Consider the following 18,391-nt stretch of genomic DNA (forward strand, 5'->3'; position numbering starts at 1 on the left):
CTAAGCTATTTATCACGATGCTCCAGTGAGCAGAGAAAGCGCCATGTCAAACAGTACCAGTTCAACCGACAGTCTGATGGATCACTTTGTTGCCAAACCCTGTGCGGCGAGTGTTGATATTTTATATCAAGATGCAGACATGTTAGTGATCAACAAACCCAGTGGTTTATTAAGTTTATCGGGTAAAAACCCACTTAATTGGGATTCGGTGCATTACCGTTTAGTAAATGGTCAGCAGGGCATCAGCCCCGCATTTGCGCAAGCTAAATTGCCGCACCGCTTAGATTACGGCACCTCAGGTATTATGTTGGTGGCGCTAACAGAGCAGGCTACCCAGCATTTAAACCGACAGTTTCAAATAAGAGCCGTGCAAAAACGCTATATGGCGATGCTCGATGGTTGGCTAACGGCGGACGAAGGCATGATTAGTGCGGCGATAGTCAAAGATAAACACGGTTTTGGGCGAGTCAGAATGTGTGCGGATACCGGTAAGGCCGCTCTGAGTCAATTTCGAGTGCTTAAACGGTTAAATGATCCACCGCGAAGCCTAGTGGCGTTTACGCCACACACCGGGCGAACCCACCAGTTACGCATTCATAGTCAGAGTATTGGTCATCCTATTTTAGGTTGTGATTTATATCACAACACACAAAGTGAGCAGATGGCTGAGCGTTTATTACTGCATGCCAGTGATATCGACTTTGAGCATCCCACCCGCTTGCAGCCCATGCATTGGCATTGTCCAAGTCCATTTTAAGCGTGCATTAGGCCTGCTGCGGTAAGCAAATAAAATTTCGTCTTTGGTTAAGTTGAATTTCGCTAAAGATGCTTAATACTAAAACGACAAAATAACTTTGCCGATGAGAAAAAGCATGACGATAAACAAAAGGGGGTGGTTGTGGACTTTGCTGTGGTTGGTCGCCTGTTCTGAGGCAAATAATACACAAAGTTTGGGCGAGCCGTCTGCACAGCCGCTAGCAATAAATGAAACCTACAGTGACGATTCGCCAACGGCGGATGAAAACACCCTATTAATAGATTGCCCTCATTTTACTGATTTATTTACGTTGTTGCCTGACGTCTTAAATGATGAAGCGATTAGCGAGCACTATTTGGATTGTGATGCGGTGTTACCTACCGCGACTTCAACTTTTATTAGTGCTGATCAACAGAGCGTTTGGACGTTTTCGGTAACGGCTTTAGGGCTGGATGTGATGCCCGCTTTGCAACGCTGGGATCGGGCTGAGGCGGATACCACTCAAAAAGCTTTTTTTAAAAAAGCGCTGCAAGCCAACATTGATTTGCAATTACAGCTTTATCGCAACTGCCTAAATTATTTAGAGCAGACGGGCTTACCGGTATGGCATGCTACTTATCAAGCTCACACCCCGCGTCATAGAATTTGTATTGGTAGTGATGCGCAAAAAGCTGAAGATGGGCTGTGGTTTGCTCGCGCGCTAACGCCCCGTTATTTATATACATTAAAAATTGAAGGGGCAGAAGCGGCGCAATTTACCACAGCAGAGGCTGCGGCTGAGTATATGGCAGAGCTATTTACATTGTTTCGCTAATCGTGGTGCGTCATGCACAAAAAAACAGGCAGCCGAAGCTGCCTGTTACTATTTTTCAAATCTGCAAAATTATTCTGCTATTGACGCCCACAAGTCATATTCATCGGCTTCGTCTACTACTGCATCAATCAGATCGCCAGGTTTGACGTTAGTTAAACCGTTTAAATACACCGCACCATCAATTTCTGGCGCATCAGCAAAACTGCGGCCAATAGCGCCTTCTCCGTCAACTTCATCAATCAGTACTTTAATGGTTTTGCCCACTTTCGCTTGTAACCGCGCCGCACTAATCGCTTGTTGTTTTAACATAAAGCGATCGTAACGCTCGTCCATTACCGCTTGTGGCACAGGGTCAGCAAGCTCATTGGCTTTTGCACCTTCGACCGGGCTGTATTTAAAACAGCCTACGCGATCAAGCTGCGCTTCATCTAACCAGTCAAGTAACATTTGGAAATCTTCTTCGGTTTCACCTGGGAAGCCGACAATAAAGGTTGAACGGATGGTCAGCTCTGGGCAGATAGTGCGCCATTTTTTAATGCGCTCTAATACACGTTCGGCTTGGCCTGGGCGCTTCATCAGTTTTAAGATGCGTGGGCTGGCATGTTGAAACGGGATATCTAAATAAGGTAACACCTTACCCTCAGCCATTAACGGGATAATATCGTCAACATGCGGGTAAGGATAAACGTAGTGCAAACGTACCCAAATGCCCATTTCACCAAGGGCTTCACACAGTGACTGCATCGAGGTTTTCACCGGTTGGCCATTCCAAAAGCCAGTGCGGTGTTTCACATCTACGCCATAAGCGCTGGTGTCTTGCGAGATGATCAGCAGCTCTTTTACGCCCGCATTTTTTAAGCGCTGCGCTTCATCTAACACTTCACCCACCGGCCGGCTGACTAAATCACCGCGCATCGATGGAATAATGCAGAAGGTACAGCGGTGATTACAACCTTCCGAAATTTTTAAATAGGCATAGTGTTTAGGGGTTAATTTAACCCCGTGATCCGGTACCAGCATGGTGAAGGGATCGTATTTTGGCTTGGGGACAAACTCGTGAACTTGCTTTAACACGTTTTCATAACTGTGCGGCCCAGTAATGCCCAGCACGTTCGGGTGCACTTGACGAATTTCATCTTCGCGCGCGCCCAAACAGCCGGTGACAATCACATTACCGTTTTCGGCTAAAGCTTCGCCGATGGTTTCCAGTGACTCTTGTACGGCCGAATCAATAAAGCCGCAGGTGTTTACAATAACTAACTGGGCATCATCATAGCTGGGTACGATGTTATAACCTTCGGCTTTTAATTGCGTTAGGATCCGCTCAGAATCCACCAAGTTTTTTGGACAGCCTAAGCTCACAAAGCCGATAGTATTGTTGCCCTTGTGCGCGTTGCCGGCTTGGTCAGTCAGGCTTTTGCGAGGTGTATCGAGGGTCGTGGTTTGGCTTGGATCAAAGGTTTGAACAGTCATAGTGTCTCTTAGATTGGGCGTTGCCTGAAAAAAGTCGGCGGATTATACCTGATACGTAGCAAAGTTACAGGGGTTGCTGACCAAAAAATGAACACTGGTGTCAGTTATTGCAGCGGAAAATAAGGCGAAGCCGGCTTTATTGATGCGCAAAGTCGTTGCGGATGAAATAAGATCATACGGGCATCGCCCGCATGATCGAGGAGGGGGTGTTAAACTTTGTAAGGCATCGCGCCTAAATAGTCTTTTTTACCCACATCCACACCGTTATGGCGCAAAATGGCGTAAGCCGTGGTGATATGAAAATACAAATTAGGCAGTACATGTTGCATTAAAAATTCTTCACCGGTCAGGTATTTTCCTTCCCAACGTGGCTGGCTGACGTGCTGCGTGGCGGCGCTGGCAAAGTCGGCTTCTTTAAAGCTGGCTAAGTACGCGACCGTGTCATTGATGCGCTGCGTCAGTTGCTCAAGTGTACTTTCGCCATCGGCATGCTTAGGTGCATGTTCGACTTGGTTGGTCAAGCGCGCGGCACCGAGCTTCGCGGTATCACAGGCAATTTGTACTTGGCGGATCAACGGAAATTGGTCAGGCGCTAAACGCGCATTTAACAGCACGCTCATATCAATTTTTTTGCTAAGCGCATAAGCGCTGCTTTTGTCTAAGATGTGCTGTAAGTTATGCAACATTTTAGTGGCTTGGGTAATGCTCAATTGAAAATACATGGGGTTGGCCTCGGGCTGGGTTAATAATCAGTGTGATAGAACAGCTTAAATGGTCAGTTGGTATTGGCTGCGGTTTTGCCAATATCCGTCACGTTAGATGTAGCTGCACTATGCGGTGTTTTAGTGCGTTTAACAATGTTACGGTGTGATTTCTTTATTTGCCATCGGGGGTTGTGGTTTGGCAAATAAACACAAGTATAAAGTGATTATCTGGCGCTTTTAGCCATTTTCAACGATTGACAGCACAAAACAGCTGTAAATAGTGCTTGAGGTGCCTATTCCAAAATTTAACAAGCAATTCTTGAGATCTGGTTAATACTTAGCACTGTACTTTGCACTGTTGGATTTTTTTAGCACACAGGAGTTTTTATGATTAACGCATACGCTGCAATGAAAGCCCATGGCAAACTTGAACCTTGGCAATATGATCCAGGCGCATTAGCGCGCGATCAAGTCGAGATTGACGTGGATTATTGCGGCATCTGTCACTCTGACATTTCAATGTTAAATAATGAATGGGGTATGTCGAGTTACCCGCTGGTGGCTGGGCATGAAGTGGTGGGCCGCATTGCTGCGGTTGGCGCCGATGTGACCCACTTAAAAATAGGGCAAGTGGTCGGCTTAGGCTGGCATTCTGATTACTGTAAGGTCTGTAGCACCTGCGGTAGTGGCGATCACAACCTTTGCGCCAGTGCGCAAGGTACTATCGTAGCCCATCATGGTGGCTTTGCCGATAAAGTACGGGCCAATGCCAGTGCGGTGATCCCATTGCCAGAGGGCATGGATGCAAAAACCGCAGGCCCATTGTTTTGCGGTGGCATTACGGTGTTTAACCCGATGGTGCAGTTTGACGTGAAGCCAACCGATAAAGTGGCGGTTATTGGTATTGGTGGCTTAGGGCATTTGGGCTTGCAGTTTTTACGGGCTTGGGGCTGTGAAGTCACGGCTTTTACCTCGAGTGACAGTAAAGCCGCTGAAGCGAAAGAATTAGGTGCGCATCATTGCATTAATTCACGCAGCGCCGCAGACATTGAGCAAGCGGCCGGCAAGTTTGATTTTATTATTTCTACCGTCAATGTGAAGCTTGATTGGAACCTGTATTTAGGTACTTTAAAACCGAAAGGCCGTTTGCATTTTGTCGGCGCAACGCTAGAGCCGTTAGATTTGAATGTGTTTAGTTTGATTATGGCGCAGCGTTCGGTATCAGGCTCACCGGTGGGAAGCCCTGCAACCATTGCTAAGATGCTGGATTTTGCCGTGCAACATGACATTAAACCGGTGGTTGAAACTTTTAAATTTAGTCAGATCAACGAAGCCTTAGCGCACCTCGAAAGTGGTAAAGCGCGTTATCGTATCGTGTTAGAACGTTAAGCCACTTTAACTTGCTGTTAAGCGGCTTACAACGAGCTTAACAGCAAGACTAACGCTGCGCCATGTTGGGCAGAAAACTGCGAACGCTGGCCATACAAATTAACGATGGCTGTCACATCTTCTTGTTCTGCTTGATCAAAACTACGACGCAGCCCCATATGCCATTCAGGGAATTGCCGTTCAGTTACACCATGTTTAAAAATTAACCGCACATGATGATGCCGCTTATCCCGTTGGATCCGCGCATAGGTGAGCTCGACATCCCGTTTTGGCCCTTCAAGCAGTTGTAAGAAATGCTGCTCCGTGGCGAGCAGCAAACCGGTGATTTGGTGTAACCGATTATTACGTTCTGCTTGCTGATGAATTTCAGCAATACAGTCAGCGGTTATGTCCGTTTGGGCAGTACTGACATAGGCAAGTTGCAATAACGGTTGCTCTGGCATGCTGATCTCAATTATCGGTATTTACGTTGCGCTTTGCGTTTACGCTCGGCTTCTCGCTCGGCTTTGTCTTTGGCTTTCGCCGCTTCATCGGCTTTGGCATCAATTTGCTCTTGGCTAACCATCTCTGGGGTTTCTAGCGTAATGTGGCCTAAGTTTCCGGCGCGCAGTTCAGTGATCAGGATAGTGCCGGCTTTTTCTAGATCGACCACACCACCTTTGCGCATACAGCCACGACGAAGGCCAATCGCATCTAATAGCGCCAGATCATTTTCCGGTTGCTCGGTTAAATCGAAGCGTTGCATCACTGCAGCAGGGTAGGCTTGTAATAAATACTCTGCCGCAAACATGGCAATATCGGCATACTCAAACACCGTATCTTTGATGGCGCCGGTCACGGCTAAGCGATAGCCACAGGTTGGCGGGCTCAGTTTCGGCCATAAAAAGCCCGGCGTGTCGGTTAAAATCACATTGTTATCCAGCTTAATACGCTGCTGTGTTTTGGTCACGCCGGCTTCGTTACCCGTTTTGGCGATGGTCCGCCCGGCGAGGGTATTAATTAACGTAGACTTACCGACGTTAGGTATCCCCATAATCATGGCACGAGCGCCTCGGATCTCCAGGTTACGCTCTGGCAGCATGTCATTACACAGCTGTAATAGGGCGCGAATATGTTCAGGATTTTGCTGACTGATCGGGATAGCTTTCACGCCGCTTTGACTGTCAAAGTGCTGAACCCAACGCTGGGTTAGCGCAGGATCGGCCAGATCGGCTTTGTTTAACACTTTAATACAGGGTGTATTACCGCGCAGTTGCGGCACCAGCGGGTTTTCACTGGAAAACGGAATACGGGCATCGAGCATTTCGATAATAATATCGACTTGCGGCATCACTTCGGCGATTTCTTTGCGGGCTTTGTGCATATGGCCCGGAAACCAGTTAATAGACATGACAGTTCCTATGGCGTTAAAAACGCGCCAGTAATTCGCGACGGTAATCGGCTAGGTTGATGCTTAAGCCTGCCGCGTTCAGTTTATCTTGCAGTTTGTTGGCGGCCAAATTGAGCTCGGACATCATCAAGGTATTATCATCCAATTGCCACACCAGTTTTGATGCTTCGTAGCTGTACGCCAATATTAATAGCGCAATGACATCATTTTGCTCGGCGGCCGCGTCGATGGCACGTTGCTTACGTTGGATTAAATTTAATTCGTGTTTCAGATCCCAAATGTAGGCCACATCATGAAAATAGGGATGCGTTTTTAAACGTTTCAAACTGAAGCCGACCACTAAACAGCCGATCACCACACCACTAAAATTTAGCCAAAAATTTGAACCTGATCCGGTGGCGAACAGTGCGATCAGTAAGGTCGAGCTGCCTAAACTGATCAGTAACAATGCGATAATGCTTGAAATAGTGATGCGGTTTAGCCGTTGGCGATAGCGATGTTTTTCAATAACACGTAATTGCATGATGACTCGTTCATTTGTTAGCGGGGTTGAACCAACGACACGCCGCAGCCCGACAAAGGGGAAACTGCGGCGCATGCTAGGTTATGGCTGTGCGACTTCAGGCGGTTGATAACGGCGAATTTGCAGTATTATGCCTAATTTAGGGTGATCCAGATAATGAATTTCGCCACTGATCACCCGTCGGCTTTGTTTCACATTGATACTTTGTAGGGCACCATTATGCATTCTGCGCAGATTAAAGTCTGTATTGACAAACAGATAATGATCTAAATGCAGTTTAAATAAACCATCCAGTTGCCATACTTCCGTCGGTAAATTGGCCTGGCTTTGTACGTTGCTGCTATTGTCGATTGCCGCTGTGCTGGGTTGATCCAACGACACACCCGCGGCCAGTTGTTGGCGGCGGCTATTAATTTGTTCAAGCACGCTGGTCACGTCGTTGGCATTGGCCGCAGCTTGGGTGTCATTCACCGGGGTATCATGTTGCTCAGAGGTGATGGGCTGTCCCCAATAATCAAAACGCTGGCTGAAGTTTTCACCGGCAAACCAACGGCTGGGGATCGCTCGGCGCTCGGTGACAGGTGCTTGACGCCATACCGTATGCAACAGCACTTGTTGCTGGCGTTGTCGGCGCAGTTTAGCGACCACATCAGTTAAAGCAAAGGCTTCAGGCTCTGCTAAAAAGGGCACGCCTTGAAACTCACCGCGACCGGCTAAGGTATGGGGCAGCCGTGAGGGCCAAGGCACCTTATGGCTGAGCCATTTTTCAGGAAACAACGCCAGACGCTGCCAAGCCAACGGCTGGGTTTCCTGTTGGCACATCAGTTTATGGGGGGCCTGCCAATCGCTTGGAAACACACTGCTTGCTGCTGTATTTAGCGGTGCTGGGCTGCAATCTTCTAAAGCACTGACTAGCGGCTGAATAGTCGGATTATACAAAGGAGACACCAAATCAATAATGCGGCCTAAGCGAATTGGCGTAACCTGCTCGGGAAAATGTTCGCGTAATTGGCTATCGCCTGTGCGTTCAAAAACAATCAGTTCTACTTCAAACCAGCGCTCATTGGCTTGCAGCAGCATGGTGTTCAGTAACAGACATCCGGTCAGCAATAGCCGAACTTTCATGCGTTTCCTACCTTATGTTTGGTAAAGTCAGCCAACATCGAGCTGATGAGGCTGAGTCGATCTTTATGATCCTCTGCGGCAATACTAAAACGCAGTTTTTGCCCGCCTTCCAGTTTAAAGACGCGCGATTGGGTTTGGATCAACGTAATAATGTAACTTGGATTGACCAAGGTTTTCTCGGCGAATTCTACCACACCACCTTTGCTATTGGCTTCTATCCGTTTAATACCCAGTGCCTGTGCTTGCAATTTTAACTCAGCAACGGCCACTAAGTTTTTCGCCGCATCGGGTAATAATCCGAAACGGTCGATTAACTCGACCTGAACTTCATCGATCTCTTCTGGATTTTTGGCACTGGCCAGTTTTTTATAAAATGATAGCCGTAAATTGACATCAGGAATGTAGCTCTCTGGAAACAGCGCAGGCAGTTTTAAATCCATTTCAGTTTGTTGGCTGAGCATGGCTTCAAGGCTGGGTACTCGCCCAGCTTTTAAGGCTTGCACGGCTTCTTCGAGCATTTCCATATACAAACTAAAACCGACCGATTCAATTTGACCACTTTGCTCATCGCCTAATAACTCACCTGCGCCACGAATTTCTAAATCGTGCGTCGCTAAAGCAAAACCGGCACCCAAATCTTCTAAACTGGCGATGGCTTCTAAGCGTTTTTCGGCATCTTTAGATAAACGCTTGGGCGGCGGGGTCATTAAATAAGCATAGGCCTGGTGATGGGAGCGGCCAACCCGACCCCGCAATTGATGTAACTGCGCCAAGCCAAAATTATCCGCACGGTTAATAATGATGGTATTGGCTGTGGGCACATCGATGCCGGTTTCGATAATAGTGGAGCACAGTAATACGTTAAAACGCTGATGATAAAAATCAGCCATAATTTGTTCGAGCTCGCGTTCACGTAGCTGACCATGGGCAATGGCGATATTCGCTTCAGGGATCAGCTCTTGTAAATCGGCTGCCATTTTTTCGATAGAGGCAACATCATTGTGTAAAAAGTAGACCTGACCACCCCGTAAGATCTCGCGCATCACCGCTTCGCGTAGCAAGCCGTTTTCGTATTCGCGCACAAAGGTTTTCACGGCTAAACGCCGCGCGGGTGGGGTGGCGATAATCGACAGATCACGCATGCCCGACATAGACATATTCAGCGTACGCGGAATGGGCGTGGCGGTTAAGGTTAAAATATCAATGTTGGCGCGTAGCGCTTTAATTTTCTCTTTTTGGCGTACACCAAAACGGTGTTCTTCATCGACAATCAACAGGCCTAAATCGTGCAGTTTAATATCATCTTGCAGCAGTTTGTGCGTACCAATAACAATATCAACTTTACCGTTACTGACATCTTCTAAAATGGCTTTTTGGGCTTTGGGGCTAACAAAACGAGACAGCACCTCAACTCGCACCGGCCAGTTAGCAAAACGATCTTTAAAGTTTTCAAAATGTTGTTGTGCAAGTAAGGTGGTTGGTACCAACAAAGCCACTTGCTTACCGCCGTTAACCGCAACAAAAGCGGCGCGCATAGCCACTTCGGTTTTACCAAAGCCGACATCACCACACACTAAGCGGTCCATCGGTTGCGGTTGCTGCATATCCTGCAATACGGCGTTAATGGCGTCGAGCTGATCGGCTGTTTCTTCAAACGGGAAGCTGTCGGCAAAGGCCGCGTAGTCATTTTCATCCAGTTTAAAGGCATGGCCCTGATGTGCGGCACGCTGCGCATAGACATCGAGTAATTCTGCTGCAACATCACGCACCTTCTCAGCAGCCTTACGGCGGGCTTTTTCCCAAGTATCGTTACCGAGTTTGTGCAAGGGGGCATGTTCGGCATCGCTGCCTGAGTAACGACTTAACAGATGCAGTGATGACACCGGTACATACAGTTTGCTACTGCCTGCATATTCAATGGTCACAAACTCAGCACTAATGCCATTGGCATCCAACACCTGCAAGCCTTGATAGCGACCAATACCATGTTGTAAATGCACAATAGGTTGACCCAGGCTTAATTCGGCCAGATTACGAATAATGGTATCGGAAGAAATTTGCTGGCTTTTCTTACGACGCCTGCGCTGGCTAATTTTTTGCCCAAATAGCTCGTTTTCGCTGATCAGGGCCAGCGGCGGGGTGGTGTTAACGAAGGTACCTTGGTCTAGGGTTCCGACCAACACGGCAATATCTTGCTGTTGCGTTAAAAACTGCGCCAAGCTGCTGGTTTGCGGCAGATGCACGGCGGCTTTGTGCAGCAGCTGCAATAAACTTTCACGACGACCTTCACTTTCCACTAAAAATAGCGCGCGGCCTTGCTGCTTTTTTAGCGCCGTTAAAAAGTTTAACAGGGCTTCTAACGGATTTTTCAGCTGATGATTAATATTAAGATCAGGCAGGTTAGCAATCGGCGCATTAATGTGCCCATTTTTAAGCGGTAACTCTGCACGGCTTAAACGTAACCTAGGGTAAGCTTTTAGCGCGGCAAACAGCTCATCGGTGGCTAAATACAATTCGGTGGGTTGTAAAATGGGCCGCAGTAAATCAATGGCTCGATCTTGATAGCGACGTTTTAACTCTAGCCAAAACTGATTGGCACTGTGCTCGATATCACCACAGGTTAAAATATGCGAGTTAGCCGGTAAGTAACTGAAAAAACTTGAGGTATCTTCAGCAAATAGCGGTAAATAATATTCAATACCGGCCGGTAAAATACCTTGGGTGACTTGCTGATATAAGGATTCTTTTTCATTGCGAGCGGCAAAGCGTTCGCGATAACGCAAACGAAAGCGTTCAATCGCTGCCTTGTCGGTTGGAAACTCATGTGCCGGCAAGAGCGAAATTTGTTTCACTTTATCTAAACTGCGCTGCGTGTCAGGATCAAAGGTGCGAATGGCATCCACTTCATTATCAAAAAAGTCGATGCGATAAGGCTGCGTTGCGCCCATCGGATACAAGTCTAGTAAAGAGCCACGAACAGAGAACTCGCCATGCTCCATAACTTGATCGACATGTCGATAGCCCACCGCGGCCAATTGCTGCTTAAAGGCACTTAAATCGGTTTGTTGTTGCTCGGCCAGAATAAAACTGTGTTGCTCTAAATGGGCACGACCAGCAATTTTCAATAACAAGGTACTCACCGGCACTATCACTAAGGCATGACTGAGCCGAGGCAATTGATACAGAGTGGTTAAACGCTGAGAAATAATGTCCTGATGCGGCGAAAACATATCATAGGGCAGGGTTTCCCAATCGGGCAGCGTCAGAATAGGGCATTTTGCGGGGTCAAGAAAGACCGTTAACTCTTGCTCTAAACGCATCGCTGCGGGGGTGTCTTGCACCACTAAGACACAGACGCCTTGTTGCTGTGTGACATAGCTGCTGATGGCTAGAGGTAAGGCAGCGCCAGTCAGTTGGCCCCATGCTTGCTGATCAGTAGCGCCGCGTAATTGCGGTATCGAAGGAAAAACACTCATTGAATTATAAACTCGTATCCTGATTAATCGCGTTGGCTGTTACAGTGATTTGGCGCTGCTAGTTCAGCGCTGCTCCGCTTTTAATTTTAATTGTCGGGCTTGCTGCTGCAAACTGGCGCGTACTAGCAGTTCGCGATCTTCATCACGGATCAGTTTAAACACCACCTTGATCAGATAGCCATCTGTGGTTTGCTCAGCGCTTAATACTTGACCAAAACAAAAAACCGCCCCAGCATTGTCAGCAAGAAATAACTTCACTTCAACTGCTTGCAGTGCTGGCATGGCGCGATCAGTTTTAAAGGTGAGGCCAGCACCGCCGTAGCTTTGCGTATGATGGCGATACGCCGCAACATCTTGTTGTTGTAAAACGTAATGCAGCAGCAAATCGAGCTTTTTTGCTTGCTGTTGCAAGTAATTCGCTAACTCTTCGGCTAATTCACCGACGCGTTGTAACGAGCGCAGTGCATTCATATTCAGTTGGCCCACATTCCCGGCTAACAAAAAAGGCTCGGGGATGGCCGCCGTAAAGTCTGCTTCGCTTGGCAGAGGCGTACTCAGTGGTACCACATTAATGGCAATGCGATGCTCAACTTTGAAATACTGTTGAAAATCTTCGGCTAGGCTGTCCAGTTCAGAGCTCATCTGGGTTCTCCCCCGTTGGTGCTTGTCATTGCACCGAATTATCACTATTATCGGCACCACTTTTGCGCTAATTTATCATCTAACCTAGGTAAAGTCCTGAAAATTCACATGCACCTTCCAGTCAGCCTGTTTATTGGCTTACGTTATAGCCAAAGCCGCAAGGGTAATGCCTTTATTTCGTTTATCACCCTATTTTCTGTTGCCGGTATTTTACTTGGGGTGATGGCGTTAACCATTGTCAGTTCGGTTATGAACGGCTTTGAGGCGGAATTAAAGCGTCGCATCTTAGGCGTGGTGCCCCATCTTATTGTGCAAGCGCCCCAGGGGGATACTCGCTGGCAACAACGCTTACAACAACAAGCCAAGGTGTTGGATATTACGCCATTTCTGCAAACTGAAGCCTTAGTGCAAGCGCCTCGGCAGTTAACAGCTGTGATGCTGCAAGGCTTAACACCTGAGCAGTTACCGCAGTTTTTAAAACAATCTTTAGCACTGGGCGATTGGCAAACATTAAGCGAGCAGCGTTATAGCATGATGCTCGGCCGCGGTTTAGCCGAACAGCTGGATGTGCATTTAGGGCAACAAATTCGGGTACTATTAGCGCAAGGTGGCAGCCATACGCCCTTAGGCTGGATGCCACGCCAGCGCTTATTTACCGTCGCCGGAATTATTGATACCGGCTCTGAAGTGGATAGTGTTATCGCGATCACGGCGCAAGAAGATTTAATGCGGTTATTGCCGGTGGCCGAGCGCACGCCGAGTTGGCGGGTCAGTTTGTTAGAGCCTTTTCAAGCGCCGTTGTTAGCCGAGCAATTATCGGCTGATACGCAGATAAGTTCAGTGCAAGATTGGCGGCAGAGCCATGGCAAATTATTTGCGGCAGTGGCCATGGAGAAAGCCATGATGTGGCTGATGTTATTGCTGATTGTCGCTGTGGCGGCCTTTAACATTGTGTCAGCTTTAGTGATGATGGTTACCGAGAAACAAGCAGAAGTGGCGATTTTAAAAACGCAAGGCATGACTGACCGCGCGCTATTTTTTGTGTTTGCTATACAAGGTTTATTTAACGGGTTGCTCGGTGCTGTGCTTGGTGTGATGGCGGGCGTGTTAGTCAGTTGGCAGCTTAATGCGTTATTAGATCTGTTCAATTTCCAAGTTGCAGGCGGTATTCAATTACCTGTGTTAATGGATGCCAGCCAAATTGCCACCATCTTCATTAGTGCTATTGGCTTAACCTTGCTCGCCGTGTTGTATCCAGCTTGGCGTGCGGTAAAAATTAATCCGGCGGAAGTATTACGCGATGAATAATGTTCTTGAAGCCTCTCAAATTTGTAAAAGTTACCGTGATGGCCAGCAGGTCACCGAGGTGTTGCATCAGGTTAATTTAACCATTGCCAAAGCACAAATGGTGGCCATTGTTGGCAGTTCAGGCTCGGGCAAAAGTACCTTATTGCATATTTTAGGCACTTTAGATACGCCAGACAGTGGCCATGTGCAGATCGCTGGGCAACAGATTGCTAAGCTTAGCGCCAATCAAAAAGCCAGCTTGCGTAATGAAAAACTGGGTTTTATTTATCAGTTCCACCATTTATTAATGGATTTTACGGCGGTTGAAAACGTGGCCATGCCCTTACTGATCCGTGGGCAAGCCCCTGTTGAAGCGAATGCCGCCGCCACCGCTTTGCTAAGCCGAGTGGGCTTGGCGCATCGTTTAACCCATAAGCCGTCTGAATTAAGCGGCGGCGAGCGGCAACGCGTTGCCATTGCTCGGGCATTGGTGACTAAACCCGCTCTAATTTTAGCCGATGAGCCCACCGGTAATTTAGATCAGCAAACCGCAGAGTCTATTTATCAATTGTTACGTGAGCTTAATCGTGAATTTGCCACCAGCTTTGTGGTGGTGACCCATGATCGTGCCTTAGCGGCTCGCTTAGACAAACACTATTTGATGACAGATGGTCGTTTGGAGCCTGCGCCATGAATGCTCTCGTTTGGCAACTGGCGCGACGTTATCGTAATACTCGCCATACCAGTGGCTTTATTCGCTTTATTTCGGCTTCATCGACCTGGGGTATTGGCTTAGGCGTGGCGATTTTAATTTTAGCGCTGTCGGTGATGAATGGTTTTGAGCAGGCACTAAAACAGCGTTTGTTGGCGGTGATCCCGCATGTTGAATTAGAGTCAGTGGAAAATAACTTACAGCAATGGCAAAGCAAGCTACCGCGCTTAAGCGCTGTAGAAGGCGTAATAGCGGGCGCACCTTATATTAAAGCCAACGGCATGCTGCGTGCGGGCAGCCAAATTAAAGCGGTACAGCTGCGCGGTATTGATTTGCAACTTGAACAGCAACTCAGTGACTTCGCCACTTACTTACAAAGCGGCAGCCTAGAGACCTTGGCGGCAGAGCAAGTTGTATTAGGCAGCGGTATTGCCGCAGCACTGGGTTTGCAGGTCGGCGATAATGTGCAATTAATGCTACCTCGTTTTACCGATGATGGTCGTTTAGCCAGTTATTCTAATCGGGTGCTGAGTGTCAGTGCCATTATTGCGGTGGGCGGGCAACTCGATTATAGCCAAGCGTGGCTGGGTTTGGATGCATTAGCTGATTTTTTAGCTATGCCAGAAGACACTGTGCACGGTTTAGCCTTTCGTTTAGACGATATCTTTGCGGCACCGGCCATGGCACGGCAACTTGGGCAGTTGTCGGATGATTATGTCTATCTACTCGATTGGTTTCGTAGCCAAGGCCATGTTTATCAAGATATTCAAATGGTGCGCGCCATCTTATATTTGGTGTTGTCGCTGGTGATCGCCGTGGCCTGCTTTAATATTGTCGCCACCTTGGTGATGGCTGTGCGGGAAAAAGAATCGGATATTGCCATTTTGCTGACCATGGGCATGCGACCGGCGGCATTAATTAAAACCTTTATGTTGCTAGGCTGGCTAAATGGTTTGGTTGGCACCTTAGGCGGGGCTGTTGTTGGCGTGTTACTGGCACATTACATTGAGCCGATCTTTGCTTTTGTAACCTCGACACTTGGCAAATCGTTATTAGATCCGAGCATCTACTTTATCGATTACGTGCCGTCGTTATTGCTGTGGCAGGATGTGGTCGTTACGGTGCTGTTGGCATTGGGCTTAAGTTTATTATCGACGCTGTATCCGGCATTTCGTGCAAGTAGGGTGCAACCGGCAAACGTGCTGGGGCAACGCTAACATCCCCCGTCGTGTTTTGTTCAAGCTTTTTAGTGACTCTCTGCCTAAAGCAACGCTAATTAAGCCATTAGTTTTGTTTTAGGCGATTTTTATGCCGTAACAAGCGCGCGAGCTTTTCTTTCTTTACCGATAAACGCCATAACCAGTCAATGGCAAAATAGCCAACAATGCTGGCGGTAATGCCCATTAATAAACAGCCGGTCAGTAAAGGTTTGCCGATGGTTTGCATGCTATGCCACAACCAGCCGAGCGAAGCTTCAAAAGCAAAGGGCTCTGCAGGCGCTTTAAGTACCACACTGCCAATTAAATAACTGAGATACAGCATCACCGGCATGGTGAGCGGGTTTGAAATCCACACTAACGCCACACTTAACGGTAAGTTAACGCGTAAAGGCACGGCCATCAGCGCCGAGAATAGCATCTGAAAAGGGAAGGGCATCCAGGCCCAAAAAAGACCAACAGCAAAAGCGCCGCGCGCAGAGCGGCGGTTTAAGTGCCATAAATTACCATCGTGCAGCATCGAACCGAACAGATTTAATAACTTCATCTGCTTGATTTTTTCTGGAGATGGTAAATATTTCTTAATAGTCTTCTTTGGCATTACAACCTATTTACGAAAAGTAAACATGCAACACTTTTGCACAGGTGTATTAGCTGGCTGCCTATTGTCGTTATTTTTACCGCTTCCGCCAGCTTTTTTTCAATATATTTTTCTAGCGGCTTTTCTAGTCAGCTGCCGCTTTCGGCTGTTTTTTTTAGCCGGTTGCAGCGCGTTTATAGTCAGTTGGCATTGGCAGTTATCTGCATACTGGCAGGCACAGAATACGTTGTTAAACTCAGCAAGCAGCTATCATGATGTGCGGATCGTCAGTTGGACCGATCACGGCACTGGTGATTTGACAGTGAAACTGCAACTACAGCAAAGCTCATATGATCAGTATCTGCTCTCTGTGCGCTGGCGACAAGCCCCAAGCCTCGAAAATAATCAACTTTGGCGTTTACCGTTAAAATTGCGACCAGTAGCACAGAGTTGGACTCCACAGTCTCGGCCTCGTTCGCTGCAAGCCTTATTGCAAGGTGTGATTGGCGAGGGATATGTATTGCCAGAGCAGCCGGTGATCTTATTACAGGCCCCTGTTTCAGCCAGAGAAACCATCATTACCCAGCTAAAAACGTCGACTGCATCCCTTAGCAGTGCGCCACTGCTGTTAGCGTTAACAGTAGCAGAGCGACAATTTGATGCGCAATTGTGGCAAGGGATCCGGCACAGTGGCTTGGGACATATTTTAACTATCTCGGGTTTACACCTTGGCTTGGTCTATGGTTGGAGCCTGTTGTTATTTAGCGGGGTGCTACGCCTTAGCCCCTGGCGCTTTAAAGTGGAGCTGGCTTTATTACTCAGTTTGTTACCGGTCTTAGGCTATGGCTGGTTGGCTGGTTTTACCATCCCAACATTACGCGCGGCGGTGGCATTGGCTATTTTTGTGCTGAGCCGATTATTACTGCGCCCCTTAGCCAAGCATCAAGCGTGGTTGCTGTTATTGGCATTATTGCTCTTGACCAATCCGTTGTGGTTACTCAGTTATAGTTTTTGGTTGTCGATGTTAGCCGTAGGCTGCATTGTGTTACTGCTATGGTGCTTAGCCCCTGCAGCGCCACAGCGCTGGGCAAAATTACGTTACTGGTTGCTGTTTCAATTAGCATTAACCTTGTTAATGTCATTTATTAGCATGGCTTTTTTCTCGGGTGTGAGTGTCTTATCCATTCTCTCTAATCTGTTGTTTGTCCCTTGGTGTTCGTTGCTCGCGATCCCGTTTTTATTGATCACGGTCTGTTGGAGCTTGGCGGGCTTGCCTTATGTTCAATGGCTTTGGCAGTTAACCGATGCGTTGTTTATTCCCTTAATGACATGGTTAGAGTGGAGTGCCTCTCAAGCAGTGTGGTGGAGTTTACCTAAGCTTTCCCCCCTGACGGCGTTATTACTGGCCGGGGCTTTAGCATTGCTGCTAGCCTGCCGTGTAAAGGGCTCTCTGTGGCTGTTATGGCTTACTGTGGTGGTATTAATGGTCTATTTGCCGGTGAATGTTCACCCGCAATTACAGCTAATCGATAGCGGGCAGCGCACGGTATTATTATTACAGCAACCTCATAATGCCATCTTATATTTAGATGCCCCTGCGACACAGCTGGAAGGGCTGGTTCGCCAGCAGGTATTACCTTTGTTACAGCAACAACGGTTGCGGCAATTGGGGCCGGTCATTATACCGGCACTTGAGCGAGAAATGGCGCCGGCAGTGGCGTTAATTCAACAAGCTTATCCAATGGCAAAATTTTACAGTGCGGTAGCGACATTACCAGAAGTGCAGACCTGTAGTCAGTTAGTTGCAGCTTATCCTGACATTGGCTTTCGGCATTGGTTGTTAGCTAAAACCGATCCCTGTGTGCTCAGTGTTAATATGGCAGGCTGGCAATTGTTGTTGCCGGGTAAGTTGCAACAGGCTCAAGAGCGGGCATTATTGCAGCAGTATGCTGATTTAACCGCAGATATTTATTTACTGGCAGATTATGGGCGCGCTAACGCTAATTCATTAGCTTTTTTACAAGCTTTAGTGCCACGGCAATTGCTATTAGCGGCCAACGCACAAGGGCCCTATACTTATCCACAAGCTGCCGTGCAACAACGGATTAACTTATTGAATTTACCGCTGTATCATACTGGGTTACAAGGCAGCTTGCAGATTGAATTTACGGCTGAAAAACTGCGCATTCGCCAAGAAAATAGAGAAAAACACTACCCTTGGGCAGAAAAGCCGACAGCAATAGCTGAAACCTCTGCCTCAACACGTTAGAATAGCCAGATGATAACGATAAAAGGTTTAGAA

At 47.7% G+C, this 18,391-nt stretch carries 16 protein-coding genes; 7 read left to right on the forward strand and 9 right to left on the reverse strand.

Features of this window, described 5'->3' with window-relative positions; translation table 11 throughout:
- Positions 1–43 precede the first annotated feature (43 nt).
- Together L1N97_RS08415 and L1N97_RS08420 are read left to right on the forward strand one after the other, a co-directional pair.
- Complete coding sequence (locus L1N97_RS08415; RefSeq protein WP_236129470.1) at positions 44–757, forward strand: RluA family pseudouridine synthase; 714 nt, start codon at positions 44–46, stop codon at positions 755–757.
- A gap of 115 nt (positions 758–872) precedes the next feature.
- Entirely contained in the window at positions 873–1,571 is a 699-nt protein-coding gene (locus L1N97_RS08420) for a hypothetical protein (RefSeq protein WP_236129471.1), read from the forward strand.
- 69 nt (positions 1,572–1,640) lie between these two features.
- Here L1N97_RS08420 and rimO read toward each other — a convergent pair whose 3' ends face one another.
- Both rimO and L1N97_RS08430 read right to left on the reverse strand, forming a co-directional pair.
- Positions 1,641–3,044: a 30S ribosomal protein S12 methylthiotransferase RimO gene (gene rimO / locus L1N97_RS08425; protein WP_236129472.1), complete on the reverse strand. Its 1,404-nt coding sequence runs from the start codon at positions 3,042–3,044 to the stop codon at positions 1,641–1,643.
- Between the two features lie 209 nt (positions 3,045–3,253).
- Positions 3,254–3,766, reverse strand: coding sequence for a DUF1993 domain-containing protein (locus L1N97_RS08430; RefSeq protein WP_236129473.1), 513 nt, complete (start codon positions 3,764–3,766; stop codon positions 3,254–3,256).
- A gap of 369 nt (positions 3,767–4,135) precedes the next feature.
- Between L1N97_RS08430 and ahr the strand changes: the two genes are divergently transcribed.
- On the forward strand, positions 4,136–5,137 hold the full coding sequence (gene ahr, locus L1N97_RS08435) for an NADPH-dependent aldehyde reductase Ahr (RefSeq protein ID WP_229584227.1): 1,002 nt from the start codon (positions 4,136–4,138) through the stop codon (positions 5,135–5,137).
- 26 nt (positions 5,138–5,163) lie between these two features.
- Here ahr and L1N97_RS08440 read toward each other — a convergent pair whose 3' ends face one another.
- From L1N97_RS08440 to L1N97_RS08465, 6 genes are all read right to left on the reverse strand, one after another.
- Positions 5,164–5,580, reverse strand: coding sequence for a BLUF domain-containing protein (locus L1N97_RS08440; RefSeq protein ID WP_236129474.1), 417 nt, complete (start codon positions 5,578–5,580; stop codon positions 5,164–5,166).
- An 11-nt stretch (positions 5,581–5,591) separates the two neighbouring features.
- The gene (ylqF, locus tag L1N97_RS08445) at positions 5,592–6,527 is read right to left on the reverse strand and encodes a ribosome biogenesis GTPase YlqF (RefSeq protein WP_236129475.1); all 936 of its coding nucleotides are present in this window, start codon (positions 6,525–6,527) and stop codon (positions 5,592–5,594) included.
- A gap of 16 nt (positions 6,528–6,543) precedes the next feature.
- Positions 6,544–7,050 (reverse strand): DUF3087 family protein, encoded by a 507-nt coding sequence (locus L1N97_RS08450; protein ID WP_236129476.1) that lies wholly within the window; start codon positions 7,048–7,050, stop codon positions 6,544–6,546.
- Between the two features lie 81 nt (positions 7,051–7,131).
- Positions 7,132–8,175 (reverse strand): CsiV family protein, encoded by a 1,044-nt coding sequence (locus L1N97_RS08455; protein WP_236129477.1) that lies wholly within the window; start codon positions 8,173–8,175, stop codon positions 7,132–7,134.
- Positions 8,172–11,651 (reverse strand): transcription-repair coupling factor, encoded by a 3,480-nt coding sequence (gene mfd, locus L1N97_RS08460; RefSeq protein ID WP_236129478.1) that lies wholly within the window; start codon positions 11,649–11,651, stop codon positions 8,172–8,174. Before mfd ends, L1N97_RS08455 begins: the two co-directional genes overlap by 4 nt.
- Positions 11,652–11,714: 63 nt before the next feature.
- Complete coding sequence (locus L1N97_RS08465; protein ID WP_236129479.1) at positions 11,715–12,293, reverse strand: PilZ domain-containing protein; 579 nt, start codon at positions 12,291–12,293, stop codon at positions 11,715–11,717.
- A gap of 108 nt (positions 12,294–12,401) precedes the next feature.
- On the opposite strand from L1N97_RS08465, the gene L1N97_RS08470 reads away from it, so the two are divergent.
- Genes L1N97_RS08470 through L1N97_RS08480 form a run of 3 tightly spaced genes read left to right on the forward strand, consistent with a single transcriptional unit; the run spans position 12,402 to position 15,509 of the window.
- Entirely contained in the window at positions 12,402–13,601 is a 1,200-nt protein-coding gene (locus L1N97_RS08470; protein WP_236129480.1) for a lipoprotein-releasing ABC transporter permease subunit, read from the forward strand.
- On the forward strand, positions 13,594–14,274 hold the full coding sequence (lolD, locus tag L1N97_RS08475) for a lipoprotein-releasing ABC transporter ATP-binding protein LolD (protein ID WP_236129481.1): 681 nt from the start codon (positions 13,594–13,596) through the stop codon (positions 14,272–14,274). Before L1N97_RS08470 ends, lolD begins: the two co-directional genes overlap by 8 nt.
- Positions 14,271–15,509 carry a lipoprotein-releasing ABC transporter permease subunit gene (locus L1N97_RS08480; RefSeq protein ID WP_229584218.1) on the forward strand — a complete coding sequence of 413 codons (1,239 nt, stop codon included), beginning with the start codon at positions 14,271–14,273 and terminating at the stop codon, positions 15,507–15,509. The genes lolD and L1N97_RS08480 overlap by 4 nt, the downstream gene beginning before the upstream one ends.
- A 67-nt stretch (positions 15,510–15,576) precedes the next feature.
- Here the strand turns inward: L1N97_RS08480 and L1N97_RS08485 are convergent, their stop codons facing one another.
- Positions 15,577–16,110, reverse strand: a complete 534-nt coding sequence (locus L1N97_RS08485; RefSeq protein ID WP_229584217.1) for a DUF2062 domain-containing protein — start codon at positions 16,108–16,110, stop codon at positions 15,577–15,579.
- A 25-nt stretch (positions 16,111–16,135) separates the two neighbouring features.
- Here L1N97_RS08485 and L1N97_RS08490 point away from each other — a divergent pair, with 25 nt between their 5' ends.
- Positions 16,136–18,358, forward strand: a complete 2,223-nt coding sequence (locus tag L1N97_RS08490; RefSeq protein WP_236129482.1) for a ComEC/Rec2 family competence protein — start codon at positions 16,136–16,138, stop codon at positions 18,356–18,358.
- Positions 18,359–18,391: the final 33 nt, after the last annotated feature.

Origin of the sequence: Rheinheimera sp. UJ63 (genome assembly GCF_021568285.1) — a bacterium.
Classification (GTDB): domain Bacteria; phylum Pseudomonadota; class Gammaproteobacteria; order Enterobacterales; family Alteromonadaceae; genus Alishewanella; species Alishewanella maricola.